A 26,641-nucleotide genomic window follows, 5' to 3' on the forward strand; every position below is an offset into this window, starting at 1 on the left:
TACTAGGAGATTTTATGCGTCCCATTTATTTTCTTGTTGGGCTAGTGTCTTTGGGGCTGGGTGTTGTTGGAATTCTTCTTCCAATCTTGCCCACAACTCCTTTTTTGCTCTTGTCCATAGCTTGCTTCTCTCGGAGTTCCAAACGTTTTGAAAATTGGCTCTATCATACCAAAATGTACCAGATCTATGTGGCGGATTTTCGGGAGACAGGTTCAATAGCTAAGGAGCGTAAGAAAAAGATTATCGTATCCATCTACATTTTGATGGGCATTTCTATCTTTTTTGCTCCTCTTGTACTTGTAAAGATCGGTCTATTTTCTCTGACAATTTTTATCACCTACTACTTATTTAAGGTCATTCCTGATAAGTAAGAACTTTAGAAAAGACAATTGTTATAATTGTCTTTTTTCCTTTGCCTAAAGCAAGAAAAAGAGGGCAGGAAAATTTAATTTTTGGTATAATAGTAGCTGTGCAGTCTTCTTTCTAATAGAAGATTTAAACAGCAGTAGAACTTACTTTTACCATTTGTTAAGAGTGTCTTTCTACTCTACTTTGCTATAAAGATAGAAAGGATTGGACTTGTGTTTATCAGTTTGAACACAGGTAGAGGTTTATGAAAAAATTAGAAAACCTTTTGTTTGATAGATTTGGCTTGGTTTTTAAGGATGTTTCATTGCTAGAAACAGCTTTTACTCATACAAGCTATGCCAATGAACACCGCCTCTTAAAAATTTCACACAATGAACGCCTGGAATTTTTAGGAGACGCTGTTCTGCAATTAATTATCTCTGAGTATTTATTTGAAAAATACCCCAAGAGACCTGAAGGAGATTTGACTAAGCTTCGTTCAACGATTGTTCGTGAGGAAAGTTTGGCGGGTTTTAGTCGTGATTGTCAGTTTGATCTCTTTATCAAGCTGGGTAAGGGAGAAGAAAAATCTGGGGGCCGTGAGCGCGAAACGATTTTAGGTGACTTGTTTGAAGCTTTCTTAGGAGCTTTGTTACTTGATAAAGGCTTGGAAGTTGTGAAGGACTTTATTTATCAAGTCATGATTCCTAAGGTGGAGGCAGGTGATTTTGAGCAGGTGACAGACTATAAGACAAAATTGCAAGAGTTACTTCAGTCTAATGGAGATGTAGAGATTCTTTATCAAGTCGTGTCTGAATCTGGCCCAGCTCATGCCAAAAATTTTGAGGTTAGCGTTTCAGTTGATGGTCGTTTAGTAGGAAAAGGCCAAGGGCGTTCTAAAAAGCTGGCAGAACAAGAGGCTGCTAAGAATGCCTTTGAAAAGGAAAATCATTCATGTATTTAAAAGAAATTGAAATCCAGGGTTTTAAATCTTTTGCGGATAAAACTAAGGTAGTTTTTGACCAAGGGGTAACAGCGGTTGTCGGCCCCAACGGTTCAGGTAAGTCCAATATTACAGAAAGTCTGCGCTGGGCTTTGGGAGAATCCAGTGTTAAGAGTTTGCGTGGCGGTAAGATGCCCGATGTTATTTTTGCCGGGACAGAAACACGCAAGCCCCTTAATTATGCGTCTGTAGTAGTGGTTCTTGATAATAGCGACCAATTTATCAAGAATGCAGCTAAGGAGATTAGAGTAGAGCGTCATATTTATCGCAGTGGTGATAGTGAGTACAAAATAGATGGTAAAAAGGTTCGTTTGCGTGATGTTCATGATCTCTTTATGGACACAGGGCTTGGACGGGACTCCTTCTCTATTATTTCCCAAGGTAAGGTAGAAGAGATCTTTAACAGTAAGCCGGAGGAGCGGCGTGCTATTTTTGAAGAGGTTGCAGGCGTACTGAAATATAAGACTCGTCGTAAGGAAACTGAGAGTAAATTGGCTCAAACCCAAGACAATTTGGATCGCTTGGAAGATATTATTTACGAATTGGATGGGCAAATCAAACCTTTAGAGAAGCAAGCACAAACTGCTAAACGCTTTTTGGAGTTAGATCAGGAAAGGCGAGAACTTTACCTAGATGTCTTGGTTGCTCAAATGACAGCTAATAAGGAAAAGTTGAACCAGGCAGAGGAGAATTTGGCCAAGATTCAGGAAGAGCTGTCTGCCTATTATAGCAAACGAGATGAATTGGAACGGGAGAACCAAGCTCTCAAATCCAAGCGTCATGAGCTTAACCAGACCTTGGCGGCCGACCAAGCTAAGCTACTCGAATTAACTCGTCTGATTAGTGATTTGGAGCGACAAATTGATCTCTCTAAGTTAGAGTCGAGTCAGGCAGCAAGTAGCCGTAAAGAGAATGAGGCTCGTTTGGCTACATTGGTAGAGAAGTTGGAACAAACAGAGCAAGATTGTAAGGCCAAGACTGAAAATCTGGCTCTTATTGCAGAAAAATTGGACAAGAATCAGCAGGAAATGGCTGGGCTAGAAAAAGAGATTGCCGATTTTTCTGAGGATCCTGATCAATTGATTGAGCATTTACGAGATCAATATGTCAAACTCATGAAAGAAGAGGCCGATTTATCCAATGATTTGACTGCTTTGGAAAGCCGACAGGCTAATGAGTTGAAACTAAATGAGAGCAAACAGGCTGATTTTGAAAAAATTAAAACAGACTTGTTAGAAAGCCAAAAGGCTGAAACAGCCCATATAGAAGAGTTAGAAACAGCTCGGAAGAATCTAACAGACTTATTGAATGCTTACCAGGTGCAGGTGGAAAAAGTACAAGAACTGCAGACAAGTTACCAAAATCAACAAAAAGCCATGTTTGATTTGTTGGATGATTTGAAAAATAAGAAGGCTCGTTCTGCAAGTTTGGAAGCTATTCTTAAAAATCATAGTAACTTTTATGCAGGTGTAAAAAGTGTTCTGCAAGAATCTGATCGCTTAGGTGGGATTGTTGGTGCTGTTAGCGAAAAATTAAGTTTTGATCCGCATTATCAGACAGCTCTTGAGATCGCTTTAGGAGCTAGCAGTCAGAATATTATTGTCGAAGATGAAGCTGCTGCTACAAGAGCAATTGATTTCTTGAAGAAGAATCGAGCTGGTCGGGCAACTTTCTTGCCACTGACAACGATTAAACCCCGTCAGTTAGCTGATCATCATCGGACAAGCATTGAGTCTAGTAAAGGTTTTCTTGGTCTTGCTTCTTCACTTGTCACTTATGATGCCAGCTTGGATACCATCTTCCAAAATCTGCTGGGAACAACAGCCATTTTTGATACGGTAGACAATGCTCGTGCAGCGGCCCGTCAGGTTCGTTACCAAGTCAGAATAGTCACTCTAGACGGGACAGAACTGCGAACAGGTGGTTCCTACGCTGGTGGAGCAAATAGAAACAACAATACGATCTTTATCAAGCCGGAATTGGACGCTCTTTTGTCTGATATAAAGGAAAAAGATGTCCAATTGAAGGAAAAAGAAGAGGCTGTCCAAATCCTACACAATCAACTGAGTCAAGCTAAGCATGTCTTAGATCAAATCAAGGAAGATGGTGAAAGCGCCCGTTTGGCAGAACAAAAAGCTAGTTTAGCTTATGAGCAAATTGCAAAGCGAGTGGAAGAGCTGACGAATCTGAAAGATATGCAAGAGCAAGAATTGGCAAGGTTGTCTGGCTTTGATATTTCTGGTGAACAAGCCAAATTGCAGGCCCGTTTAGCAGAAATTGAACAGGCTAAATTGGATGTGACACAGGAAATTGAGCAGGTTAAATCGAATAAAGATGCTGTTCAAGAACGCTTTGATAAACTTTCCAATAAATTGTCAGACTTAAAACTATCTCGGACTGAGCTGACCTCTCTTCAACGTTTTGAGAAAAATGACTTAGAACGTTTAGAAGAAGAAAAAACAGCTTTAGTCAAAGAACAGTCTACTCTAGAACTCTTAATGGAACAAAAAGAATCCAGTCTCCAAAAGGTGGACATTGCAGTTCTAGAAGATCAGTTGAAGACTGCTAATCAGGAAAAGACAGACTTAAACCAAGGACTGATTCGTTTGAAATTTGAATTAGAAGACTTGGAAGGTCAGTCTGAAGATATCCTCAGTCATTTAGATCAGGCACGTAAGCAAAATGAAGAATTGATACGTAATCAGGCCAAGGCTGAGGCTGAAAAAGAAAAGATTACAGATGTTTTGCGTCGTCTCTTAACCAGTCTGACGGAAGAATATCAAATGAGTTTTGACGAAGCCAATCAGAAGGCTCGTCCTCTCGAAAACTTAGCAGTATCGGAAGGGCAAGTCAAAGACTTGGAACGATCTATACGTGCGCTTGGCCCAGTAAACCTGGATGCTGTTGAACAATTTGATGAAGTAAAAAATCGTTTGGACTTTCTCAATACACAACGAAATGATGTCTTGTCCGCTAAGAATCTTCTCTTGACAACCATCGAAGAAATGAACGATGAAGTCAAGGAACGTTTCAAGTCAACCTTTGAGGCTATTCGTGAAAGCTTTAAAATGACCTTCAAACAAATGTTTGGTGGAGGATCTGCAGACCTAATTTTAACAGAAGGCGATCTTTTGACAGCTGGAGTTGAAATTTCGGTGCAGCCACCTGGCAAGAAGATCCAGTCCCTCAATCTCATGAGTGGTGGGGAAAAGGCCTTGTCAGCTCTCGCTTTGCTCTTCTCCATTATTCGAGTGAAGACCATTCCTTTTGTTATTTTGGACGAAGTGGAAGCAGCCTTGGATGAAGCCAATGTTAAACGTTTTGGGGATTATCTCAACCGCTTTGACAAGGAGAGTCAGTTTATCGTTGTTACCCACCGAAAAGGAACCATGTCAGCGGCAGACTCTATCTACGGTGTCACTATGCAGGAGTCCGGTGTGTCGAAGATTGTTTCGGTGAAATTGAAAGATTTAGAAGGTATGTAAAATGGATATTAAACTAGTTGCAACTGATATGGACGGCACCTTTTTAGATGGTCAAGGACAATTTGACATGGAGCGTCTGAAAAGTCTTTTAGTCAAATTTAAAGAGAAAGGTCTCTATTTTGCGGTAGCTAGTGGCCGAGGGATTCTGTCTCTGGAGAAGCTGTTTGCCGAAGTTCGTAATGAGATTATTTTCATCGCCGAAAATGGCAGTCTGGTTGAATTTCATGGACAGGATTTATATGAGGCTACGATGAGCCGAGATTTTTACTTAGATACTTTTGAAAAGTTAAAGGAGTCTCCATATGTAAATACTGGTAAGCTCCTGTTAACAGGTAAAAAAGCTTGCTATGTTTTAGACAGTGTAGATCCGACCTATCTTCATTTTTCTGCCCACTACAATGAAAATATTGTCAAGGTGGCTAGTTTAGCTGATATTGATGATGAGATTTTCAAATTCACGACTAATTTCACACCTGAAACTATAGCTGAAGGAGAAGCTTGGGTCAATGAAAATGTTCCTGGAGTCAAAGCGATGACAACCGGTTATGAATCCATTGATATTGTTCTTGATTATGTAGATAAGGGGGTTGCGATTGTCGAATTAGCCAAGAAACTTGGTTTAGATATGAACCAAGTCATGGCTTTTGGAGACAATCTTAATGACCTCCATATGATGCAGGTAGTTGGCCATCCAATTGCACCTGAGAATGCCCGTCCAGAGATTTTAGAATTAGCAACTGAGGTAATTGGCTCTCATAAAGATCAGTCTGTAATTGCCTATATGGAGAAACTAGTATGACAGCTATTAAACTGATTGCGCTCGATTTAGATGGAACCCTGTTGACTTCTGACAAGAGAATTTCTCAGAGGAATTTAAAGGCTCTAGCAGCTGCCAGGGCAAAGGGAGTAAAAGTTGTATTGACGACAGGCCGACCACTAAAGGCTATGGAGTTTTTACTAGATGAGTTGGGAACAGCAGGTTTAGAGGATGAATATACCATTACATTTAACGGTGGCTTGGTTCAGCGAAATACTGGTGAAATTATAGATAAAACCGTTTTTTCCCATGCTGATGTAGTTCGCATTTTTGAAGAAACGCAGAAGCTTTCTTTGCCACTCGATGCTATTAGTGAGGGAGTTGTGTATCAGCTCCAGTCAGAACAGAAATCCCTCTATGCCCAAGCCAATCCTTATCTCCAGTTTGAACACGTATCGCTAAACGATTTATCTGAGGGGCTGACCTACAATAAATGTGTCTCAGCCTTTGATCCATCCAGGATTGATAGGGCTTTACCACAGATTTCGAGTGAATTATTTGAGCGATATGAAATTTTTAAATCTCGGGATATGCTGTTAGAGTGGTCTCCGAAAAATGTTCATAAAGCAACTGGTTTAGCAAAATTAAGCCAGCATCTTGGTTTAGATTCCAGTCAGATCATGGCTTGCGGTGATGAAGCAAACGACCGCTCCATGATTGAATGGGCTGGACTTGGTGTGGCCATGGGGAATGCAACGGAAGAAACCAAAGCAGTAGCTAAAGTAGTTGCCCCGCTGACCAACGATGAAGACGCAGTCGCTTGGGCGATTGAAAACTATATTTTATAGAGAAAAGGAGGACAGACCATGGGCTTATTTGACCGCCTTTTTGGCAGAAAAAAAGAAAAAAAAGAAGACATCCGAGAAGAGGAGTCTGTTCAGACGGAAGTTTCTGAAACAGAGGACGCAATAGAAGAACTAGAAAACGAAAATCAGTCTCAAGTAGAAACTGCTGCTGAAGTAAGTTTACAAGAGGAAATCCTGCCTTTTGAAGAAGAGGACAAGCAAGAATTTTACGAAGAGTTAGATGAACGCTTATCAGAAGATCAGGTCTTGAATGAAGTCATAGAAGACAAGTCTCAAAACAGATTCGAGGAGCAAGAAGCGGATGAACTCCAGCAAGAAGAGACTGAAGAGAGCGCAAGCATTGCTGAAAAGTCTGAAGAAGCTCAAATAGACAATTCAAGTGAAGAAGAGCTTGCTGAAGAATCAGTCCCAGTCCAAGAGGGGTCTGAAGAAAAACAATCAGAACTTGACTCAGAAACACCAGCACTTGAAGATATCAAGTTAGAAGACCAAGGACCTCTAACCGTTGATGAACCAAGTCAGGCTGATGAAGATGCGAAAGACTCAAATCAAGCAGAAACCCAAGCAGAAGCTGTTGAGGAAGAGAAGCAAGATTTACCAGATGAAGCGGAGCAAGGTCTAGATACAAGCGAAGAGGCTGAAGTTACAAAGTCAGACCAGGAAGAAGGTCATACTGAAACTGTTCAAGAAAAGTATGATCGCAGTTTGAAAAAAACTCGGACAGGTTTTGGAGCTAAGCTCAATGCTTTCTTTGCTAATTTCCGTACTGTCGACGAAGAGTTCTTTGAAGATTTGGAAGAGCTGTTGATTACAAGCGACGTTGGTGTGCAAGTGGCCTCTAATTTGGCAGAAGAGCTACGATATGAGGCTAGATTAGAAAATGCTAAGAAACCTGATGCTTTACGAAAGGTTATCATAGAAAAGCTAGTTGATATCTACGAAAAAGATGGTCGTTACAATGAGAAAATTAATTTCCAAGATGGTTTGACAGTCATGCTTTTTGTCGGTGTCAATGGTGTTGGGAAAACTACATCAATTGGTAAATTAGCTTACAAATACAAGCAAGAAGGCAAGAAGGTTATGTTGGTAGCAGCAGACACCTTCCGTGCTGGAGCAGTAGCCCAGTTAGCTGAGTGGGGAAAACGTGTTGATGTACCTGTTGTGACTGGTCCTGAAAAGTGTGATCCAGCCAGTGTTGTTTTTGACGGTATGGAGCGTGCTCAAGCTGAAAATGTCGATATTCTGATGATCGATACTGCTGGTCGCTTGCAAAATAAAGATAATCTCATGGCTGAATTGGAAAAGATTGGTCGGATTATTAAGCGGGTTAATCCAGATGCTCCTCACGAGACTTTCCTAGCTTTAGATGCTTCAACAGGTCAAAATGCCCTCGTTCAAGCAAAGGAATTTTCAAAGATTACTCCAGTGACAGGTATTGTTCTGACTAAGATTGATGGAACAGCGCGTGGAGGAGTTGTTCTCGCTATTCGCCAGGAATTGGATATCCCAGTTAAATTGATTGGATTTGGTGAGAAGATTGATGATATTGGGGAGTTCAATTCAGAGAACTTTATGCGTGGCCTTTTAGAAGGACTGCTTTAAATACGAAAAAAGAAATCCATATTCCTTGGATTTCTTTTTCTATCTTTAATTTTGAGGGTTCCATTGCCACTCAGCACCAAACTGAGCCAATAATTCTGCTGAAGCAACTGGTCCCATTGTTCCAACTGCATATTCATGAAGTGGCGCTTGATTGTTTCTCCAGAGTTCTTCGATTTTATCAATTAATTTCCAGCTGGCCTTTACTTCTTCCCAGTGACTAAAGTTAGTTGAGTCATTGTTAAGTACATCAAAAATTAATTTTTCGTAAGGTTCAGGTGAAGCTCCAGAAGCAGTCGCATCTGTACGATAATCTAAAGAAATAGGGGATAAACTGAAGAGTTCACCGACTTCTTTACCATTAACACTGAGAGAGAAACCTTCTGTTGGTTGGATATAAATGGTCAAAACATTCGGTGCTAGTTTTTCTCCAAAAATAGAATCCATTTGTTTGAAGACGATGTTAACATGGGTCCCTTTTTCTGTTAGACGTTTACCTGTGCGGAAAAAGAAAGGAACATCACGGAAGCGGTCACTGTCAACAAAGAAGGCACCTGAAACAAAAGTTTCAGTCATAGATTCTGGATTGACATTGGGTTCACTTCTATAAGCAATATATTTCTTACCATTGACTTTTCCAGACTTGTATTGGCCACGAATGAAATATTTTTTCAAATCTTCTTGACTCGGTTGTGTCAAACGTTCAAAAACCTTGATTTTCTCTGCACGGATCTCATCTTTTGTAAAGCTGTTGGGCTTATCCATGGCAAGAAGAGACAGTAATTGCAAGGTATGGTTTTGGACCATATCTCTTAGGGCACCGGATTCATCGTAATATCCGCCTCGTTCTTCTACACCCAGTTTTTCGGCAAAGGTGATTTGGACATTGTCAATGTGGTCGCGGTTCCAAATATTCTCAAAAAGTGAGTTGGCAAAACGAATAGCAAAGATGCTTTGGATCATTTCCTTGCCCAGGTAATGGTCAATTCGGAAGATTTGCTCTTCATCAAAAGTTGCCAACAAGTCGTTGTTAAGTTGGCTAGCTGTTTCTAAGTCTGTTCCAAAAGGTTTTTCGACGATCAAACGCTCAAAGCCTTTGCCATCGACAATGTTTTCAGATTTGAGATGTTTAGCGATAGTTCCGAAAAACTGCGGAGCCATGGATAGGAAGAAGAGTTTATTGTGTTCTGCTTGATATTCTTCATTGAGTCGGTTTTGAAGCTTGCGTAGCTCAATGTAGTGCTCGGTATCCTGCACATCGTGACTTTGATAGTAGAAGTGGCTGGCAAATTCCTGTGCTTGCTCAGGACTATCAGCTAAATCGGCGATAGACTCAACGACAACAGATTCAAAGTATTCCTTGCTCCATGGCCTGCGAGCTGTTCCGATAACAGCAAAATGCTTAGAAAGGTTGCCAGACTTATATAATCTAAAAAGTGAGGGATAGAGCTTACGTTTAGCCAAATCTCCACTAGCTCCAAAAATTGTAACAATAACTTTAGATGACATCCTAATATCCTTTTTTCTAAAATGATGTATCTATTTTATCACAAATGCCTAAAAAATGGTAAATGACGCTACGAATAGAATATATTTTGTCTGAGGTTAAGAAAAGAGTTAGATTACTCGTCTAACTCTTCTAAAATACACGATAAACATAAGGATTGTCTGGTTTTTCTACCTTTTCAAAACTGGAGACCTTTAGGATAGGCAGACTCTGTCCTAAATTCTTATGGTATTGTACAGCAATCTTTCCTTTGGCATGGATCCAAGTATTGTCTTCAAAATGCTGGGTATTTCCAGTTGTCAAGAGGCCATAGACTCCAGAGTCAGCAATACAGTGGATGATACCAAAGCGAAAGAGAAATTGACTTTTCTGATCGCTCGGGTCATTGTAGACAAAACCGGTAAATTCAAGCGTTTTACCAACAAATTCATCTGGATAATCATAGATAACTTCCATAACTTCCATGTAATTTTCAGTCGTGACCTGAATGGTATCTTGGTTGATATACTTCTTGGCAGCTGCCCGCATTTCTTTTTCATAGGCCCCTTTGGTAAAGTAGGTACTGGTGTCCGGCTTCAGGTATTGGCTGGTTGTGCCTTCGTCCTGCTGAATAGCAGTTGAAGTTCCCTCAGCCAGTGGGAAATGAAATCCTTTGGCCGAAACTGTTGTCGAATCCAAGGTAACGGTTGGAAAGAAAATTCCAACAAAAAGCGGAATGATAAGGAGCAACACGCTACCTAGTTTTGCCCAACGAGTGCTCAAATGACTGTGGACCTCCATCTTCTTCATCCAGATGATAAGCTGCACAACTGCTAGGATAAAGGACAGAATCATAGACAAGTATGCCAGATAGGAGTAATGAAGGTTGATATATTGATTAAGCTTGCCTGTCAGCTGCAGATACATGGTGATCTCAAAGTAGCCGACTAAGATTAGAAATCGAATCATAGCACTACCCCCACAAGCCAAGAGTAAAGAAAGACGACGACAGTAACTAGACTGATAAATTGCCAGATAAAGCGTGTCTTAAAGTAATTTTTCATCATCAGTAGATTCTTGACATCTAGCATAGGCCCAATGACTAAGAAAGCTAGGACTGGCGATAAGCCAAAGCTAGCAATCAAGGAGCTCCCGATAAAAGCATCAGCTTCGCTGCAAAGTGAAAGCAGGAAGGACAGTAGCATGAGGAGAAGAATAGCAACAGCTGGTGTCGAGCTAATTGAGGTCAGGATTCTGGTTGGCACATAGACTTGGACCAGGCTAGCAAAGAGACAGCCAAAGACTAAATAGCGACCTGTATCGAAAAATTCGTCAATGGCCTGCACAAAGACCTGAAAAAACTTTTGTCCTTTGCTGAGATGTGAAAAGTCATGCTCATGAACAGCCTTGCGGTTTTCTTTTTGAATATTGCTGTCTGCAAAGAAACCTAAAAAGATCCCTAAAACGATAGCCACTACCATAGAACCTAGGGCACGAAGCAGAGCCATTCGGAAGGAATTACCAAAGGCTGAGTAGGTCGCAAATAGCACGATAGGATTGATAACGGGTGCTGTCACTAGAAAAGGCACAGCAGTGTAACTGGGGACTTTTTTTTCTAAGAAGCGGTTAATAATGGGAACAATTCCGCACTCACAGGAGGGAAAGACAATACCAATCAAGCTTCCAAAGAAAATCCGAGCCCATTTATTTTTGGGTAAGAAGTGATAGACTTTTTCTGGAGTGACGTAAACTTCAATAAAGCCAGAAATAATACTTCCAATCAAAACAAAAGGTAGGGCTTCAATGATGATAGAGAGAAAGATAGCACCAGCCTGTAAAACGCTAGCAGGCAGATTTGAAAAGAGACTCATGATTTTTTAGCCTTTTCTTCCGCTTCTTTTTTCTTTTTATCATCAGGAAATTCTACTTTTTCTAACTTAGGAAGAGTTGCAAATTCCTCGAACATCTTATCTAAATCATCTGTTTTGGTAAATTTTACAGCCATAGGGCCACCTCATTTCTAAAATAATAATTCTATTATACTACCAAAAAGAAAAAAATGATATTTTGAGACATAGGACCTAGTCTCTAATGATAACTTGGTGCTATAAAAGAATAATAGAAGCTTGACTTTCTGAATTTTTAAGATCGATCTTATGGTATAATAGAAGAGCTATGGAAAATATAAATATTGAAAAAATTGCCCAGAAATTGGGCATTAAAGAAAGACAAGTATCACAGGTCCTAGATCTGACTGCTGAGGGAAATACAATTCCTTTTATTGCTCGTTACCGTAAAGAAATGACGGGAAATCTAGATGAGGTCGAGATTAAGGCGATCATTGATTTAGATAAGAGCATGACTGCCTTAGCAGAGCGTAAAGCGACGGTCTTGGCTAAGATTGAGGAGCAGGGTAAACTAACAGATGCGCTACGCTCTGAGATTGAGGCTGCTGAAAAGCTGGCTGATGTGGAAGAACTTTATCTTCCTTATAAGGAGAAACGCCGTACCAAGGCTACGATTGCGCGTGAAGCAGGTCTCTTTCCTTTGGCTCGTTTAATCCTTCAGGATGCGGCTAATCTGCAGGAAGAAGCAGAGAAACTGACTAGTGAAGCCTTTCCAACAGCAGAAGCTACTCTAGCTGGAGCAGTGGATATTCTGACTGAGGCGATTTCTGAAGATACTAAGCTGCGGGCTTGGACCTACCACGAGATGCAGACCAATTCTTTTATCGTATCCAGTCTCAAAGACGGTGATTTGGATGAAAAGCAGGTCTTCCAGATTTATTATGATTTTTCCGAAAAAGTAGCGACTATGCAAGGCTACCGGACCCTGGCCCTTAACCGAGGTGAGAAGCTAGGTGTTCTAAAGGTTGGTTTTGAGCACAATCTTGAGAAAATCCTGCGCTTCTTTGAAGTACGTTTCAAAGTGAAAAATGCCTATATTATCGAAGCTGTCCAGCAAGCAGTTAAGAAGAAAATCATTCCAGCCATGGAGCGCCGTATTCGGACCGAGCTGACTGAGGTCGCTGAGGATGGAGCGATTCAACTCTTCTCAGATAATCTCCGCCATCTTCTCCTGATTGCTCCTCTCAAAGGTCGCGTAGTACTGGGCTTTGACCCAGCCTTTCGGACAGGAGCCAAGCTGGCTGTTGTTGATGCGACAGGAAAAATGCTGACAACTCATGTCATCTATCCCGTGCCACCAGCAAAGCCAGCTCAGATTGAAGCTTCTAAGAAGGAGTTGTCAGAGCTGATTGAGCAGTTTGGCGTGGAAATCATTGCCATCGGAAATGGAACTGCCAGCCGAGAAAGCGAAGCTTTTGTAGCAGAAGTTTTGAAATCCCATCCAAGTGTCAGCTATGTCATCGTCAATGAGAGCGGAGCATCTGTCTACTCTGCTAGTGAACTGGCTCGTCATGAGTTCCCAGATTTGACTGTTGAAAAGCGTTCAGCTATTTCCATTGCCCGCCGATTGCAGGATCCTTTGGCTGAGCTGGTTAAGATTGATCCTAAGTCTATCGGGGTTGGTCAGTACCAGCATGATGTCAGCCAGAAAAAGCTGTCTGAAAGTCTGGACTTTGTCGTTGATACCGTGGTCAACCAAGTCGGAGTCAATGTCAACACCGCTAGTCCTGCCCTTCTAGCTCATGTAGCTGGTCTTAATAAGACTATTTCAGAAAATATCGTCAAGTATAGGGAAACGGAAGGCTTGATTCGGTCTCGCGAGGCCATCAAGAAAGTGCCGCGTCTAGGCGCAAAGGCTTTTGAACAGGCAGCTGGCTTCCTGCGTATTCCTGAAAGTGATAACTTATTAGATAATACAGGTGTTCACCCAGAGTCTTATCAGGCAGTGGAAGAGCTCTTTAAGCGCCTGGAAATCAGCAGTTTGGATGAAGTGGCTCAAGCTAAATTAAAGGCTGTTCAGACTGCTAGTTTGGCTGCAGAGCTAGGCTTGGGAGAAGAAACCCTCAAAGATATTATTGCGGATTTGCTCAAGCCTGGCCGAGATTTGCGTGATTCCTTTGACGCGCCAGTTCTGCGGCAGGATGTCTTGGATATCAAGGACCTGCGCATCGGTCAAAAGCTGGAAGGTGTCGTACGCAATGTCGTCGATTTCGGAGCTTTTGTGGATATTGGTATCCACGAAGACGGTCTCATCCATATTTCTAAGATCAGTAAAAACTTTGTTAAGCATCCAAGTCAAGTCCTGTCTGTTGGTGATTTGGTCACTGTTTGGGTGGATAAGCTAGATGTGGAGCGGGAGAAGGTCAACCTTTCTCTGATAGCACCAAATGAATCTAAATGAGTATGTCAAGCAGGTTTCGCTTGAAGATTTCGGTTGGGAATTCCGCCATCAAGCTTTTTGGAATAAGCGTCTTCGGACGACTGGTGGGCGCTTCTTTCCCAAAGACGGTCATCTGGATTTCAACCCAAAAATATATGAAGCTTTTGGGCTGGGAACCTTCCGAAAAATTGTCCGCCATGAGCTAGTCCACTACCATCTCTATTATCAAGGAAAGGGGTATCGTCATAAAGATAGAGATTTTAAGGAACTGCTTAAACAGGTAGGAGGCTTGCGCTATACACCCAGTATTTCTAGTCCAGAAAGCAAGTTACATTACCAATGCCAGCAATGTCATGCAGATTTTTATCGAAAAAGGCAGATTGATATTAAGAAATATCGCTGTGGTCGCTGTAAAGGGAAATTACGATTACTAAAGCAAGAAAGATAGAAATTCTATCTTTTTTGTTTGCAGTAGACTAACCTCATTTTTGAAAAAAGAGTGAAAAAGTTGTATAATATAGAGGATATGCAGCGAAAGTTGCAAGACTGTAATTCGACTTGGATTCCAAGGACCGTTAGTAATAAAATATAAATGTATGGAAGGATACAAAATTAATGAGTAAAGTGAAAATCATCGCTTTAGGTGGTGTCAGAGAGAATGGTAAAAATCTCTATATCGCCGAGGTGGATGAATCAATTTTTGTTTTGGACGCAGGTCTAAAATATCCAGAAAATGAGCAGTTAGGTGTCGATGTGGTGATTCCTAACATGGATTACCTTTTTGAGAACAGCGACAGAATTGCGGGTGTCTTCCTGACCCATGGTCACGCGGATGCTATTGGAGCTTTGCCTTATCTTTTAACTGAAACCAAGGTGCCTGTATTCGGTTCAGAACTGACTATTGAGCTGGCTAAACTTTTTGTTAAAAATAATGATGTTGTCAAGAAGTTTAATGACTTCCATGTGATTGATGAAAATACTGAAATTGAGTTTGGAAATGTGGTTGTTTCCTTCTTTAGAACGACTCACTCGATACCAGAGAGCTTGGGTATTGTGATAAAGACTGATGAAGGAAATATTGTTTACACAGGCGATTTCAAGTTTGACCAATCAGCTAGTCAGTCTTATGCGACTGATTTTGGCCGCTTGGCTGAGATTGGACGGGAAGGTGTATTAGCTCTCCTTAGTGATTCTGCTAATGCAGACAGTAATGTTCAAGTAGCAAGCGAAAGTGAAGTGGGCGATGAAATTATGCACACTATTGGCGACTGGGATGGCCGTGTAATTGTGGCTGCAGTAGCCAGCAACCTTTCTCGGATTCAGCAGGTCTTTGATGCTGCAGCTGATACTGGACGGCGTGTTGTCTTGACAGGTTTTGATGTTGAAAACATCGTCCGCACTGCCATTCGTTTGAAGAAGCTTTCTTTGGCAGATGAACGTCTCTTGATCAAGCCAAAAGAAATGTCTAAGTTTGAAGACCATGAGCTGATTATCTTGGAGACTGGTCGGATGGGTGAACCTATCAACGGCTTACGCAAAATGTCAATTGGTCGTCACCGCTATGTGGAAATTAAAGAGGGAGACCTGGTTTATATCGTAACGACACCGTCTATTGCTAAAGAAGCAGTTGTTGCCCGAGTAGAAAATATGATCTACCAAGCAGGTGGAATCGTGAAATTGATTACCCAGCATTTACGTGTATCTGGACATGGAAATGCTCGAGATTTGCAATTGTTGCTCAATCTCTTGAAGCCTCAATTCCTCTTCCCAATTCAAGGGGAATACCGAGAACTGGACGCCCATGCTAGGGCGGCTATGGAAATTGGCATTTTACCTGAGCGGATTTTCATTCCAAAACGCGGAACCATTATGGAATATGACCGTGGAGATTTTGTCCCTGCAGGGTCAGTGTCAGCAGGAGATGTTCTTATTGATGGAAATGCTATTGGTGATGTTGGCAACATTGTCCTCAGAGACCGCAAGGTCTTATCAGAAGACGGGATCTTTATCGTTGCAATCAGTGTGAATCGTCGGGAGAAAAAAATTATTTCCAAGGCTAAAGTTCATACTCGTGGTTTTATTTATATCAAAAAGAGCCGTGATATTTTGATAGAAAGTGCTGAATTAATTAATAAAACAGTTGAAGACTACCTTGCAAAAGATGAATTTGATTGGAGTGAACTAAAAGGAAACGTTCGCGATGTACTTTCAAAATATCTCTTCGAACAGACCAAACGTCGCCCAGCTATTTTACCAGTAGTGATGGAAGTAAAATAAATGAAAAACAGCCTTTAGGCTGTTTTTAAATCATAGAATAGGAGACTAAGATGGCTTTTCTTGAAATTGAATATAATTCCAAAGTTTTAGAAATGGAAAGACATGTCAATGTTATCTATCCAGATGCCAGTGAGATTGATCCAGTCCTAGTAGAGGACAAGGATATTCCAGTTTTATACCTTCTGCATGGGATGGGGGGAAATGAAAATTCCTGGCGTAAGAGAACCAATATTGAACGTTTGTTGAGACACACAAATCTGATTGTTGTGATGCCCTCAACTGACTTGGCCTGGTATACAAATACAAACTACGGGCACCGTTATTATGACGCCATAGTTAAAGAGCTACCAGAGGTCTTACAGCGTTTCTTTCCAAATATGAGCCGTAAGCGGGAGAAAACTTTTATTGCGGGTCTTTCGATGGGAGGATACGGAGCCTATAAAATTGCTTTGAGGACCAATCGATTTTCTTATGCAGCTTCCTTTTCTGGTGCTCTTGGTTTAGGAATTGATGGTACTAGTCTTGATGATCTTCCTGGTGACAATCGTGCTTACTGGGAAGGGGTCTTTGGCAACTTGGATTCTCCTGATATGAAGCAACACTTTTTAACAAGTATGGTAGCAGAGTCAGACAAGAAAACTAAGTTTTATGCTTGGTGTGGAGAGCAAGATTTTCTCTATAAGGCTAACCAAGTAGCTGTCAAAGAGTTGAAGAAACTTGGCTTAAAACTGGATTACAAACATAGTCCTGGTAAGCATGAATGGTATTATTGGGAAAAGCAACTGGAATATCTCTTAGAGTGGTTGCCGATTGACTATAAGCCAGAAGAGCGTTTGTCATAAAATTAGAGACGAGTAGAAAGTGGGTAGAAGTCGTTGATTTATCTAGTGAAATCCACTTTCTTCTATTTGTATCTTTAGAAAACTTTAAGCAAGGTCTTTTATAATCTGTTTCTATCTAGGAGAGAGAGGAGGCGAGAATGAGATTCCTTTTAAACCTTTTTCGTTTCATATGGCGAATGTTCTGGCGCCTTGTATGGGCAGGAATCGTAGCCTTTATTATCTTAGTGAGCGTTCTCTATTTAACGAATCCTAGTCAAACTGGACTACCGGCTATAAGACAGGCTGTACAGACAGCGGTTAATCAGTTAGATACTTTTTTAGATCAACAAGGTATTCACACTGGACTTGGTCAAAATGTTCAGAATCTAGGAGAGCATTTAACTGATGAACATGTAGCGAGTTCGGATGGAGCACGTTGGGAAACTGCTAGAGCGACAGTTTATATTGAGACGGGAAATCCTACTTTTCGAGCAGCTTATCAGGAGGCAATGAAGTCTTGGAATGCAACAGGAGCCTTTACTTTTCAACTTGTAGAGGATAAAAGCCAAGCTAATATCATCGCTACTGAAATGAATGACAGTACTATTACGGCAGCTGGAGAAGCTGAGTCTCAGACGAATGTCTTGACCAAGCGTTTTACTAAAGTAACTGTTCGTTTGAATTCTTATTATCTTTTGAACAGCTACTACGGATATTCTCACGAAAGGATTGTGAACACAGCAGCTCATGAGTTGGGTCATGCCATTGGACTGGACCACAATGAGTCAGCATCCGTCATGCAGTCTGCAGGATCTTTCTATAGTATTCAGCCAATAGATATCCAAGCTGTTAAGGAATTGTACCAAGACTAAAGACAGAATTATTTAAGTTCAGAAGAATTTTCATTCCTCTCTCCTTTCGATGGAGAGGGGCTTTTAAATGCGAAGACTTGAGTTTAAAAGCCATTTTTTTCTTTTAGCTAGATATCAGATTAGGCAACTTTCATTTCTTTCTAAGAAAACTATTTTATCTTTGGAAAAATTGGATTGGATTGGATGGTAGAGGAAAGGCCAGCGATTTAACAAAAATTGTGAGTAGTCGTGATAGATTCGTGACGTATTCAGATTTGATTGTTCTTTTATTTAGAGTTGTAGTGTAGAAGAAGAGCTAGTAGCTTTTATAGTGTAGAAGATTTAAGAAGCTGAAAGACCGATGATAAAACAATCCTCAGTATAATTTTTCCATGAGGGGATTTTTTATTTTTGTTAAAAAATACCTATTTTTCCTTGTTAATTGAAAGTCTGAGTGCTACAATATAGGCAAAATAGAAGAAAGACAGGTTCTCTGTTCAGGTGAAGAAAATGAAGGAACGAATAGCTGATATATTTCAAAAAAGTATGGCCATAAAAAGCTTTACTCACACTGCTTTTGAACGAGATATAGAAAATTTTTTGATGAACTATATAGGACAAATCCCTTATTTTCAAACTCATCCAGAACTTTTTGGTTCTTATCCGATTCCTGAGGATAGTCTGGGACGTAGTGTTAATTGGGCCTTGGTGCGTCGTGATTCGGATGATACAGTCATTCTTTTCCATCATCACGATACAGTGGATACGGAAGACTTTGGTTCATTGAAAGACTTGGCTTTTGATAATCAGGCACTGAAAGAAAAGTTAAAAGAAGAGTCTATACGTCAAGATGTCCTGGCTGACATTTCTTCAGGAGATTGGCAATTTGGTAGAGGTTCCTGTGATATGAAGGCAGCCCTAGCCTTGCAGTTGGGGGTCTTAGAGGAATACTCGTCTGTCTCCACTGGCCAAGCAAACTTGCTTTATTTGTCTGTTGGCGATGAGGAAGCGTATTCTCAAGGGATGAGGGCAGCTGTTGGCTTGCTCTATGATTTAAAAGAGTGCTTTGATCTTAATTACATTCTTGCTATAGATTCGGAACCTTTTGAAAGTACATCTGAATCAGAAAAGGTCCTGCATGTTGGTACAGTTGGGAAATTGATGCCCTTGATCGTGACCCAGGGTCTGCTTTCTCATATGAAAGAACCATTAAAAGGTGTAAATGCGATTTCTCTTTTAGCTAAAATTGTTGAAAAAATAGACTTAAATCCTTTGCTGTCTGATGCGGCTTACGGAGAACAGTCTCCCTTGCCTTCTTGGTCCTTTATGAGAGACCTAAAAGAGCAGTATGATGTGTCAACGGTCCTACGTGCAGCTGGATACTTTAGTCTACTGTATCTGGATAAAAGTCCTCAGGACTTGCTAGAACTGATCCAAGGACTGATGCAAGAAGCACTAGATGAATTTTATGATAAGTATTCCAACTTGCAGGATCAATATCAGGAAAGCAAATCAATGGCTAAGCCAAGAGTGCTAACCTATCAAGACTTGTTAGAAGAATGCAAAAAAAAGGCGGGTTTCAAAGATTTCATGGAAAGGGTCAATCAAGAAGCTAAAGTAGAATTACAAAAAGGCTTGTCCTATCAAGAAGTTACTCTGTCTAATGTACAAAAAGCTCTTGATTTTTACGATAAAAAAGAAGCCTTGGCTGTACTTGCTGTTGCCCCGCCTTATTACCCAACAATGAATAGCCGACGACTTCAAGAACAAGATCTTGATATGGATCGATTCGTTTCTTTCTATCAGAATTATTTGGCAAATAAGGGTAGTTACCAGTTGAAAGTTGAAGAGTTTTTCATGGGTATTTGTGATATGAGTTACTGTGCTTTGGAGAAGCCTTTAACTGACTATCAATCTCTTCTGAACAGTATGGCTGTCTCAAAAGAGGTTTACCCGCTTGATTTGGAAAAAATTGCTGGAATTAATGTAGCCGCTGTAAATTTGGGCCCTTGGGGCAAGGACCTTCATCAGTTGACAGAACGGGTCTATGAGGAAGATATGTTAGATACCATACCAGCTTTCTTTCTCTATCTTTTAGAGCACCTTGACGAAGTCAAAAGGAACTAATTCAGCCTTTTTATTGTGTAATAGAGGAAAAAACGAACATTATCGTTACAAGAGAGACAAACAATTTTAAAAGATATATAATAAATATATTATAAATAAGAGCGGAGGAACTCTGATGATTGAATTTAAAAATGTAACCAAAGATTATGATGGCCATCTGGCCCTTAGGAATCTAAACTTGACCATTCAAAATGGTGAAATTGTCGGTCTGATTGGTCATAATGGTGCAGGAAAATCAACGACAATCAAGTCACTAGTCAGTGTCATTAATCCAACGAGTGGTCAAATCATTGTTGACGGACAAGAGTTGTCTGCTAACCGACTGGCCATCAAGAAAAAAATTGGTTATGTCGCCGACTCACCAGACCTCTTTCTTCGTCTAACAGCTAATGAATTCTGGGAGTTAGTAGCTACATCTTACGATATGAATGAAGCTGACTGTGAGGAACGATTACAGTACTTGTTGGAAACATTTGATTTTGCAGATCATCGATATGAGGTCATCGAATCCTTCTCACATGGTATGCGTCAAAAAGTTTTCGTCATTGGTGCTCTACTTTCTGACCCGGATATCTGGGTATTGGACGAGCCCTTGACAGGTTTGGATCCTCAAGCGGCATTTGATCTTAAGAACATGATGCGGGAGCATGCGGATAAGGGAAATACTGTTATCTTTTCAACCCATGTCCTAGAAGTAGCTGAGCAACTCTGTGATCGTTTGGCCATCTTGAAAAAAGGAGAGTTAATTTTTTATGGAACGATCGAAGAACTCAAGTCCCAACACCCTGAGCAAAGTCTAGAGACTATTTATCTGGGCTTGGCTGGACGGAAAGAAGAGGTGGTCCACGATGCGCTTTAAAGCCTTAAAAAGTTTAATTCGGACGAATATTATTTATACAACACCCCCGTCAAGTCTCACACGCTTTCGTCAGAAGCAAGCAAAAAAGCCGGACAAGAAAATCAATGTTTCTAGACAGTTGATTATGACCCACTTGTTTACAAGTTTACTTTATCTTCTTATCTTTGGAGTGATGAGTGCCTTTTATCCTTTAGTAGACCATCCAGGAATCTTTACCAATATGGTATCTATTTTTAGTCTGATGGTTCTATCACAGGGGTTCTTATCTTTCTATAACGTTTTCTATGAAAGTAAGGACTTGCAGTCTTATCGACCCTATGCTTTTAGTGAAGCAGAAATCATGATTGGGAAGAGTATCTCTGTTGTTCTGACGGTTTTGCTTGGAGCTCTTCCGATTTTAGCTTATTTCATAAATCTTCAGATTCAAAGTGGGAATCCTTTTTGGCTGGCTATTCCAATCGTTCTGATTTCGCTAGTGGTTTTGGGATCTGTTCTGGCTTTCGGGATTTTGACAGCTGTTCATTTTATTACTAAAACTTCTGTCTTCCGTCAGCATAAGCAAGTAGCCTCTAATATTCTTTTGGGAGTGACCAATCTCTTGATTTTTGGATCAATTATTTTGGTCAATACTCAAAATAGAGAATTACTTCTTAAAGATACTGGTAGCTATTTGCCACCGATGGAAGCCTTTTATTATTTTGGTGTTACTCCTTTTGCGCCCCAATCTCTTATTGGAATTGGTGCCTGGGCCTTGGTTGCCGCGCTTCTATTTTCAATCGTAAAATGGAAGGTTCTACCAGAGTTTTATGAAGCGGCTTTGAAAACTTCTGAGACTGTTAATAAGAAACAACGTGTTCGTAAATTTCAACTTGGAAATCAGAAGTCATTCCCTCGCTTTGTTTGGAGCTATCAGCTTAGCTTGATCAGTGACGGTTCTGTTTTTCTTCAATCAGTCTTTATGTCTAGTGTTATGCCTTATCTCTTCATACTTCCTGGACTAATGGGCTTTATTCAGGGAGGAGGATTTGAGCTTAGCCCGTACTTAACACCGAAGTTTCTGTTACCATTGATGTTGATCACGGTGTTCATTGCTACTTTTAATGCAGGTTCGACCAACTTAACTATGATTGGGATTTCCTTGGAGCGCGAGAATTTTTCCTATTTGAAAGTACTTCCCTTTGATATGAAAGCATATCTTCGCTTAAAATTCTGGTATCTTTTCTTGATCCAGTCAATCTTGCCACTCTTGATATTTGTAGTGGTCAACCTATTATTGGGCACCCATTTGTTATCTCTTTTGGTTATGGTCCTTGTCTGGATCAGTAATTGTTTAGCATGGAGTATCTGGGGCTTCCAACGGGACAATCGTCTCTTGGTTACCAACTGGTCTAATGTCACAGAATTATTCAACCGATCTAACAATACTCTAAAGACAATGATTGCTTTTCTAATCTTATTTGTTTTTATTGCTGCAATTGGTGGTTCCTATGCCTTGATATTCTATCTAAAAGAAGCAGTAGTCTATGGTATTACCTTAGGATTTTTCCTTATTATCATGGTTCTTTCTGGTGTTCTTTATTTTCACTATGCAAATAAATTTAAAAAGGCTCTTGAATGAGAGCCTTTTTGTTATGGTCTTTAATTTGCTATCTCATCTAGGAGACTCTGTGCAGTGGTCGTTGGATTGACACGAACACGATTGAGTGATAGAAGTCCGTCTGAGAGAGAAGCCAAGCCATTATTGGTCGTCAATCCCATTTTATATCCTAACTTTTCTGCAAGCTGAAGAGTTGTCTCACTGTAACGGCCAGAAGGATAAGCTACGGTAGTGGTTGTCTGAGAAAGATTACGATCTAAATACTCTTTTGAATCTTGTAATTCTGAATTTTGAGTATCAGCACTTGATACGGATAAATCTGGATGGTTCACGGTATGATCTTCAAAGGACATGCCATTTTTCTTCATTTCTTTGATCTCATCAAGTGTTAGAATATCTTCGCGACCTGCTTGAACAAAACCTGTAATGACATTGTTAGTAGCCTTCATTTGGTATTTTTGTAGGATAGGATAGGCTTGAGTATAGAAGTCCTTGAGACTATCATCAAAAGTTAACCAAACGACCTTCTTATTCTCTGGGAGGACATTTTCAGTTAAGGCCTTATAAGCTTCAGCAGGAGAAAGAGTGTAGTATCCTGCTTCTTTCAAAGCTTTTAAGTGGCTTTCAAAAGTTTCAGGATCAACAATTAGTCCAGAGTTAGCGGCTTCAGATGGGTCCATGACATGGATAGCATGATACATCAAGATGGGCAATTTAACAGGCTTATCTTGCTTGACCCATTTGATTTCCTCTTTCTTTTGACTAGTAGATGAGGGCTGGCTTGCCTCTTTTGAAGGGCTTGCTTTACTAACTTGGCTAGCTTCAGGCTTGCTGGCTTCTTGCTGACTATTACTGTATTCTTTCCAAAGGAAAATACCACCAGTAACGATAAAGATGAGAAGAATGAGGTTCAACAGAAGTAAGATATCTCTTTTCTTTCGAGCCTTTTTTTCTGCTGAACGATTGCGATTAGGATAAGTCATAATTTCTCCTTGGCTAGATATTTGCTTTTATTATATCAGATCTAGAGAAGAATAGTATGAATTTTGTGCTAAATTCTGATATAATAGACTTTATACAGAAAAAATTTGAGGAGTGCTTCATGTCTATTAAAATAGCTTTACTTGGTTTTGGAACAGTGGCCAGTGGTGTGCCATTTCTACTGAAGGAAAACGGAGAGAAAATCGTTCAAGCTGCCCATTCAGAGATTGAGGTTGCTAAAGTCTTGGTTAAGGATGATGCTGAAAAAGAGCGTCTTTTGGCAGCAGGAAATGACTTTAACTTTGTCACAAATGTCGAAGAAATTTTGAAGGATTCCGAAATTACCATCGTTGTCGAATTGATGGGACGGATTGAGCCGGCGAAAACTTTCATCACTCGTGCTCTTGAAGCTGGCAAGCATGTGGTAACAGCCAATAAAGACTTGCTGGCTGTTCATGGCGCAGAGCTACTGGAAATTGCTCAAAAGCAAAATGTAGCTCTCTACTATGAAGCAGCTGTTGCTGGCGGTATTCCGATCCTGCGTACCTTGGTCAATTCATTGGCTTCTGACAAAATTACCCGTATCCTAGGTGTGGTTAATGGAACCTCTAACTTTATGATGACCAAGATGGTCGAAGAAGGCTGGTCTTATGAAGATGCTCTTGCTGAAGCTCAGAAACTTGGATATGCTGAAAGTGACCCAACCAATGACGTAGATGGCATTGATGCGGCTTACAAGATGGTCATTCTTAGCCAGTTTGCCTTTGGTATGAATGTTAAGTTTGAAGATGTAGGCCATCAAGGAATTCGAAATATCACACCAGAAGATGTGGCTGTAGCTCAGGAATTGGGCTATGTAGTTAAACTAGTTGGATCTATCGAAGAGACGCCATCAGGGATCGCAGCAGAAGTAGCTCCAACTTTCCTACCTAAAGCTCATCCACTTGCTAGTGTCAATGGAGTGATGAACGCTGTCTTTGTCGAGTCGATCGGTATCGGAGAGTCTATGTACTTCGGACCGGGAGCTGGCCAAAAACCAACTGCAACTAGTGTCGTGGCAGACATTGTTCGGATTAGTCGTCGTTTGAATGAAGGAACAGTTGGCAAGGCATTTAATGAATTTAACCGTGAGTTGGTCTTGGCTAAGCCAGAAGATGTGAAGAGTAGCTATTACTTCTCTATCTTAGCGCCTGATTCTAAAGGCCAAGTTCTGCATTTGGCTGAGATTTTCAATGCTGAGGATGTTTCCTTTAAGCAGATTCTGCAGGAAGGTACAGACGGTGAGAAGGCTCGTGTAGTGATTATTACCCATGCTGTCAGCAAGACACAGCTAGAAAATGTCACTGCTAAGCTCAAAGAAGTTGCTGAGTTCGACTTGCTCAATACCTTCAAAGTATTAGGAGATTAAGATGAAGATTATTGTACCCGCTACCAGTGCTAACATTGGTCCAGGCTTTGATTCAGTCGGTGTGGCTGTCAGTAAATATTTGACCATTGAGGTTCTGGAAGAACGCGATGAGTGGCTAATCGAACATGACTTAAATCCAAGAATTCCTAAGGATAAACGAAACTTGCTAATCAAAGTAGCCTTGCAACTGGCGCCAAACCTTCAGCCTTACCGTCTGAAGATGACTAGTGACATTCCTTTGGCACGTGGTTTGGGTTCATCTAGCTCAGTTATCGTAGCTGGGATTGAATTGGCTAACCAATTAGGAAAACTGGATTTAACGGATGATGAAAAGCTGGATTGGGCAAACAAGATTGAAGGCCATCCAGACAATGTGGCTCCAGCTATCTTTGGAAATTTAGTCATATCTAGTGTTTTTAAAGGGGCTGTTTCCTCTGTTACGGCAGACTTTCCTGAGTGCTCTTTCATTGCTTATGTTCCTAAGTACGAACTGAAGACACGGGATAGTCGCAGTGTTTTGCCTTTTAAATTTTCTTATAAGGAAGCAGTAGCAGCTAGTTCGATTGCCAATGTTGCAATTGCAGCCCTTCTTCAGGGGGACCTTGTCAAGGCAGGCCGAGCCATTGAATCGGATCGCTTCCATGAGCGTTTTCGCCAAAAACTCGTCAGAGAATTTCCTAACATTAAGAAATTGGCTAAAAAACATGGAGCTTATGCTACCTATTTATCTGGAGCAGGCCCAACGATTATGATTTTAGCTCCAAAAGATAGGGCCAAATTAATTCAAACACGGATTGAGGGATGCAAGTATAATGGAGAAGTCTTTATACTAGATGTTGACAGAGATGGTGTTCGAGTGGAATTTTAAATGCTTTAAAATAGACGAAGAGACTGTCTATTCCTATCAAAAAAATTATGATATAATCAAATGAATATCCAACTAGGAGGTTTTACACGAATGGATAAACTTGAATGGCAGGATCTTGCTAGCCAGCTAGGACTTGAGTACGATGAAGATACGAAAATTATTTTCGGTTAGAAAGATGGGTACACTCTTTTTATTGAAGATGCTGGTGAAAAAATCTACCGAATTTGCTTTTCAGTTAAAGGTGATGAAGCACTTTCCATTGCGGAAGATCTGAAAGAATTGAAAAAATCCACTAAGGGTATGACAAATGCTCAGCTTACGCGTTACAAGCTTGTTGTTACTGTTAAAGGCGGAATGACTAAGGGTAGAACCAAAGAAACAATTGCTGAATGTTTGGAAGCTAGTGTCACCTTCTTAAAAGAGCATGGGTTAATCAATGTTTGTGAGCACACTGGAGAAGCAGAGCCAACAGCAGTCTATCAAGTAGGAACAAACTTGTTGATTTTATCGGCTGATAGCTTCCAACAGTTGAGCTCTAATCTTGCAATTGAGAATCAAAGCTATGATCAGCAAAATGAAAATGTGATTGGCGGAATCGTCGGAGCCTTTGTTGGGTGTTTGATCGGTGGAGCAGTTACATTGGGAATTGCTCAATTGGGTTATGTCTCTTTTGTATCTGGTTTGGTTATGGGGGTTTGTACCATTAAGGGTTATGAACTTTTAGGAAAGAAATTATCTAAACTTGGAATTGGTATCAGTATTTTCTTTATGCTTGTGATGATTTTATTTGTTCACCAGCTTGACTGGGCTTTATTAGTTTCAAGAGAAGTAGGTACGGATGTCTTCACAGCTTTCTCTTATTTCACAAATTATCTCTTATCTGGTGGAGAAGTTCATTATACCTACTGGCTTAACCTTGGATTGCTCTATCTCTTTACAGGAATTGGTGCCTACTCTATGGTACACAATGCTTTAGGTAATCATACCTTGAAGTATGTCACTCGGAAATTATAAAAGAAAA

At 40.5% G+C, this 26,641-nt stretch carries 22 protein-coding genes; 17 read left to right on the forward strand and 5 right to left on the reverse strand.

Annotated elements, in window-relative coordinates:
* Positions 1–14: 14 nt before the first annotated feature.
* The 6 genes from AWH02_RS07625 to ftsY all read left to right on the forward strand — a co-directional run bounded on the left by AWH02_RS07625 (position 15) and on the right by ftsY (position 8,061).
* Positions 15–371: a YbaN family protein gene (locus tag AWH02_RS07625; protein WP_060553990.1), complete on the forward strand. Its 357-nt coding sequence runs from the start codon at positions 15–17 to the stop codon at positions 369–371.
* Between the two features lie 242 nt (positions 372–613).
* Positions 614–1,312 (forward strand): ribonuclease III, encoded by a 699-nt coding sequence (gene rnc, locus AWH02_RS07630; protein WP_045502139.1) that lies wholly within the window; start codon positions 614–616, stop codon positions 1,310–1,312.
* Positions 1,303–4,836, forward strand: a complete 3,534-nt coding sequence (smc, locus tag AWH02_RS07635; RefSeq protein WP_060553989.1) for a chromosome segregation protein SMC — start codon at positions 1,303–1,305, stop codon at positions 4,834–4,836. Before rnc ends, smc begins: the two co-directional genes overlap by 10 nt.
* A gap of 1 nt (position 4,837) precedes the next feature.
* Positions 4,838–5,635, forward strand: a complete 798-nt coding sequence (locus AWH02_RS07640) for a Cof-type HAD-IIB family hydrolase (RefSeq protein WP_048778544.1) — start codon at positions 4,838–4,840, stop codon at positions 5,633–5,635.
* Positions 5,632–6,441: a Cof-type HAD-IIB family hydrolase gene (locus AWH02_RS07645; protein ID WP_060553988.1), complete on the forward strand. Its 810-nt coding sequence runs from the start codon at positions 5,632–5,634 to the stop codon at positions 6,439–6,441. Before AWH02_RS07640 ends, AWH02_RS07645 begins: the two co-directional genes overlap by 4 nt.
* 18 nt (positions 6,442–6,459) lie before the next feature.
* A complete protein-coding gene (gene ftsY / locus AWH02_RS07650) occupies positions 6,460–8,061 on the forward strand; it encodes a signal recognition particle-docking protein FtsY (protein ID WP_060553987.1) in 1,602 nt (533 codons plus the stop codon).
* A 45-nt stretch (positions 8,062–8,106) separates the two neighbouring features.
* Here the strand turns inward: ftsY and zwf are convergent, their stop codons facing one another.
* The 4 genes from zwf to AWH02_RS11080 all read right to left on the reverse strand — a co-directional run bounded on the left by zwf (position 8,107) and on the right by AWH02_RS11080 (position 11,549).
* On the reverse strand, positions 8,107–9,567 hold the full coding sequence (gene zwf / locus AWH02_RS07655) for a glucose-6-phosphate dehydrogenase (RefSeq protein ID WP_060553986.1): 1,461 nt from the start codon (positions 9,565–9,567) through the stop codon (positions 8,107–8,109).
* 130 nt (positions 9,568–9,697) lie between these two features.
* On the reverse strand, positions 9,698–10,513 hold the full coding sequence (locus tag AWH02_RS07660) for a TIGR03943 family putative permease subunit (protein ID WP_060553985.1): 816 nt from the start codon (positions 10,511–10,513) through the stop codon (positions 9,698–9,700).
* Complete coding sequence (locus AWH02_RS07665; RefSeq protein WP_008808993.1) at positions 10,510–11,415, reverse strand: permease; 906 nt, start codon at positions 11,413–11,415, stop codon at positions 10,510–10,512. Before AWH02_RS07665 ends, AWH02_RS07660 begins: the two co-directional genes overlap by 4 nt.
* Complete coding sequence (locus tag AWH02_RS11080; RefSeq protein ID WP_111705905.1) at positions 11,412–11,549, reverse strand: SPJ_0845 family protein; 138 nt, start codon at positions 11,547–11,549, stop codon at positions 11,412–11,414. Before AWH02_RS11080 ends, AWH02_RS07665 begins: the two co-directional genes overlap by 4 nt.
* A 170-nt stretch (positions 11,550–11,719) precedes the next feature.
* On the opposite strand from AWH02_RS11080, the gene AWH02_RS07670 reads away from it, so the two are divergent.
* The 8 genes from AWH02_RS07670 (at position 11,720) to AWH02_RS07705 (ending at position 22,384) form a co-directional block, all read left to right on the forward strand.
* A complete protein-coding gene (locus tag AWH02_RS07670) occupies positions 11,720–13,852 on the forward strand; it encodes a Tex family protein (protein WP_060553984.1) in 2,133 nt (710 codons plus the stop codon).
* A complete protein-coding gene (locus AWH02_RS07675) occupies positions 13,839–14,279 on the forward strand; it encodes a SprT family protein (protein ID WP_045773772.1) in 441 nt (146 codons plus the stop codon). The genes AWH02_RS07670 and AWH02_RS07675 overlap by 14 nt, the downstream gene beginning before the upstream one ends.
* A 167-nt stretch (positions 14,280–14,446) precedes the next feature.
* Entirely contained in the window at positions 14,447–16,108 is a 1,662-nt protein-coding gene (locus AWH02_RS07680) for a ribonuclease J (protein WP_060553983.1), read from the forward strand.
* A gap of 50 nt (positions 16,109–16,158) precedes the next feature.
* Positions 16,159–16,950, forward strand: a complete 792-nt coding sequence (locus tag AWH02_RS07685) for an alpha/beta hydrolase (RefSeq protein WP_060553982.1) — start codon at positions 16,159–16,161, stop codon at positions 16,948–16,950.
* A 137-nt stretch (positions 16,951–17,087) separates the two neighbouring features.
* Entirely contained in the window at positions 17,088–17,801 is a 714-nt protein-coding gene (locus AWH02_RS07690) for a matrixin family metalloprotease (RefSeq protein ID WP_060553981.1), read from the forward strand.
* Between the two features lie 489 nt (positions 17,802–18,290).
* Complete coding sequence (locus AWH02_RS07695; RefSeq protein WP_060553980.1) at positions 18,291–19,907, forward strand: M20/M25/M40 family metallo-hydrolase; 1,617 nt, start codon at positions 18,291–18,293, stop codon at positions 19,905–19,907.
* A 115-nt stretch (positions 19,908–20,022) separates the two neighbouring features.
* The gene (locus tag AWH02_RS07700; protein ID WP_060553979.1) at positions 20,023–20,766 is read left to right on the forward strand and encodes an ABC transporter ATP-binding protein; all 744 of its coding nucleotides are present in this window, start codon (positions 20,023–20,025) and stop codon (positions 20,764–20,766) included.
* Positions 20,756–22,384 carry a hypothetical protein gene (locus AWH02_RS07705; RefSeq protein ID WP_060553978.1) on the forward strand — a complete coding sequence of 543 codons (1,629 nt, stop codon included), beginning with the start codon at positions 20,756–20,758 and terminating at the stop codon, positions 22,382–22,384. The genes AWH02_RS07700 and AWH02_RS07705 overlap by 11 nt, the downstream gene beginning before the upstream one ends.
* A 20-nt stretch (positions 22,385–22,404) precedes the next feature.
* On the opposite strand, the gene AWH02_RS07710 is transcribed toward AWH02_RS07705, so the two are convergent.
* On the reverse strand, positions 22,405–23,346 hold the full coding sequence (locus tag AWH02_RS07710; RefSeq protein WP_060553977.1) for a polysaccharide deacetylase family protein: 942 nt from the start codon (positions 23,344–23,346) through the stop codon (positions 22,405–22,407).
* 119 nt (positions 23,347–23,465) lie between these two features.
* On the opposite strand from AWH02_RS07710, the gene AWH02_RS07715 reads away from it, so the two are divergent.
* The 3 genes from AWH02_RS07715 (at position 23,466) to AWH02_RS07725 (ending at position 26,634) form a co-directional block, all read left to right on the forward strand.
* Positions 23,466–24,752, forward strand: a complete 1,287-nt coding sequence (locus AWH02_RS07715) for a homoserine dehydrogenase (protein ID WP_060553976.1) — start codon at positions 23,466–23,468, stop codon at positions 24,750–24,752.
* Position 24,753: 1 nt separating this feature from the next.
* Complete coding sequence (gene thrB / locus AWH02_RS07720) at positions 24,754–25,620, forward strand: homoserine kinase (RefSeq protein ID WP_060553975.1); 867 nt, start codon at positions 24,754–24,756, stop codon at positions 25,618–25,620.
* 300 nt (positions 25,621–25,920) lie between these two features.
* Entirely contained in the window at positions 25,921–26,634 is a 714-nt protein-coding gene (locus AWH02_RS07725; protein WP_223358731.1) for a hypothetical protein, read from the forward strand.
* Positions 26,635–26,641: the final 7 nt, after the last annotated feature.

Origin of the sequence: Streptococcus gordonii, assembly GCF_001553855.1 — a bacterium.
Taxonomy (GTDB): domain Bacteria; phylum Bacillota; class Bacilli; order Lactobacillales; family Streptococcaceae; genus Streptococcus; species Streptococcus gordonii.

Excerpts from the sequence above, each read along its gene's own strand:
- AWH02_RS07625 (WP_060553990.1), top strand. The coding sequence starts at position 15 with ATGCGTCCCATTTATTTTCTTGTTGGGCTAGTGTCTTTGGGGCTGGGT.
- rnc (WP_045502139.1), top strand. The coding sequence starts at position 614 with ATGAAAAAATTAGAAAACCTTTTGTTTGATAGATTTGGCTTGGTTTTT.
- smc (WP_060553989.1), top strand. The coding sequence starts at position 1,303 with ATGTATTTAAAAGAAATTGAAATCCAGGGTTTTAAATCTTTTGCGGAT.
- AWH02_RS07640 (WP_048778544.1), top strand. The coding sequence starts at position 4,838 with ATGGATATTAAACTAGTTGCAACTGATATGGACGGCACCTTTTTAGAT.
- AWH02_RS07645 (WP_060553988.1), top strand. The coding sequence starts at position 5,632 with ATGACAGCTATTAAACTGATTGCGCTCGATTTAGATGGAACCCTGTTG.
- ftsY (WP_060553987.1), top strand. The coding sequence starts at position 6,460 with ATGGGCTTATTTGACCGCCTTTTTGGCAGAAAAAAAGAAAAAAAAGAA.
- zwf (WP_060553986.1), bottom strand. The coding sequence starts at position 9,567 with ATGTCATCTAAAGTTATTGTTACAATTTTTGGAGCTAGTGGAGATTTG.
- AWH02_RS07660 (WP_060553985.1), bottom strand. The coding sequence starts at position 10,513 with ATGATTCGATTTCTAATCTTAGTCGGCTACTTTGAGATCACCATGTAT.
- AWH02_RS07665 (WP_008808993.1), bottom strand. The coding sequence starts at position 11,415 with ATGAGTCTCTTTTCAAATCTGCCTGCTAGCGTTTTACAGGCTGGTGCT.
- AWH02_RS11080 (WP_111705905.1), bottom strand. The coding sequence starts at position 11,549 with ATGGCTGTAAAATTTACCAAAACAGATGATTTAGATAAGATGTTCGAG.
- AWH02_RS07670 (WP_060553984.1), top strand. The coding sequence starts at position 11,720 with ATGGAAAATATAAATATTGAAAAAATTGCCCAGAAATTGGGCATTAAA.
- AWH02_RS07675 (WP_045773772.1), top strand. The coding sequence starts at position 13,839 with ATGAATCTAAATGAGTATGTCAAGCAGGTTTCGCTTGAAGATTTCGGT.
- AWH02_RS07680 (WP_060553983.1), top strand. The coding sequence starts at position 14,447 with ATGAGTAAAGTGAAAATCATCGCTTTAGGTGGTGTCAGAGAGAATGGT.
- AWH02_RS07685 (WP_060553982.1), top strand. The coding sequence starts at position 16,159 with ATGGCTTTTCTTGAAATTGAATATAATTCCAAAGTTTTAGAAATGGAA.
- AWH02_RS07690 (WP_060553981.1), top strand. The coding sequence starts at position 17,088 with ATGAGATTCCTTTTAAACCTTTTTCGTTTCATATGGCGAATGTTCTGG.
- AWH02_RS07695 (WP_060553980.1), top strand. The coding sequence starts at position 18,291 with ATGAAGGAACGAATAGCTGATATATTTCAAAAAAGTATGGCCATAAAA.
- AWH02_RS07700 (WP_060553979.1), top strand. The coding sequence starts at position 20,023 with ATGATTGAATTTAAAAATGTAACCAAAGATTATGATGGCCATCTGGCC.
- AWH02_RS07705 (WP_060553978.1), top strand. The coding sequence starts at position 20,756 with ATGCGCTTTAAAGCCTTAAAAAGTTTAATTCGGACGAATATTATTTAT.
- AWH02_RS07710 (WP_060553977.1), bottom strand. The coding sequence starts at position 23,346 with ATGACTTATCCTAATCGCAATCGTTCAGCAGAAAAAAAGGCTCGAAAG.
- AWH02_RS07715 (WP_060553976.1), top strand. The coding sequence starts at position 23,466 with ATGTCTATTAAAATAGCTTTACTTGGTTTTGGAACAGTGGCCAGTGGT.
- thrB (WP_060553975.1), top strand. The coding sequence starts at position 24,754 with ATGAAGATTATTGTACCCGCTACCAGTGCTAACATTGGTCCAGGCTTT.
- AWH02_RS07725 (WP_223358731.1), top strand. The coding sequence starts at position 25,921 with ATGACAAATGCTCAGCTTACGCGTTACAAGCTTGTTGTTACTGTTAAA.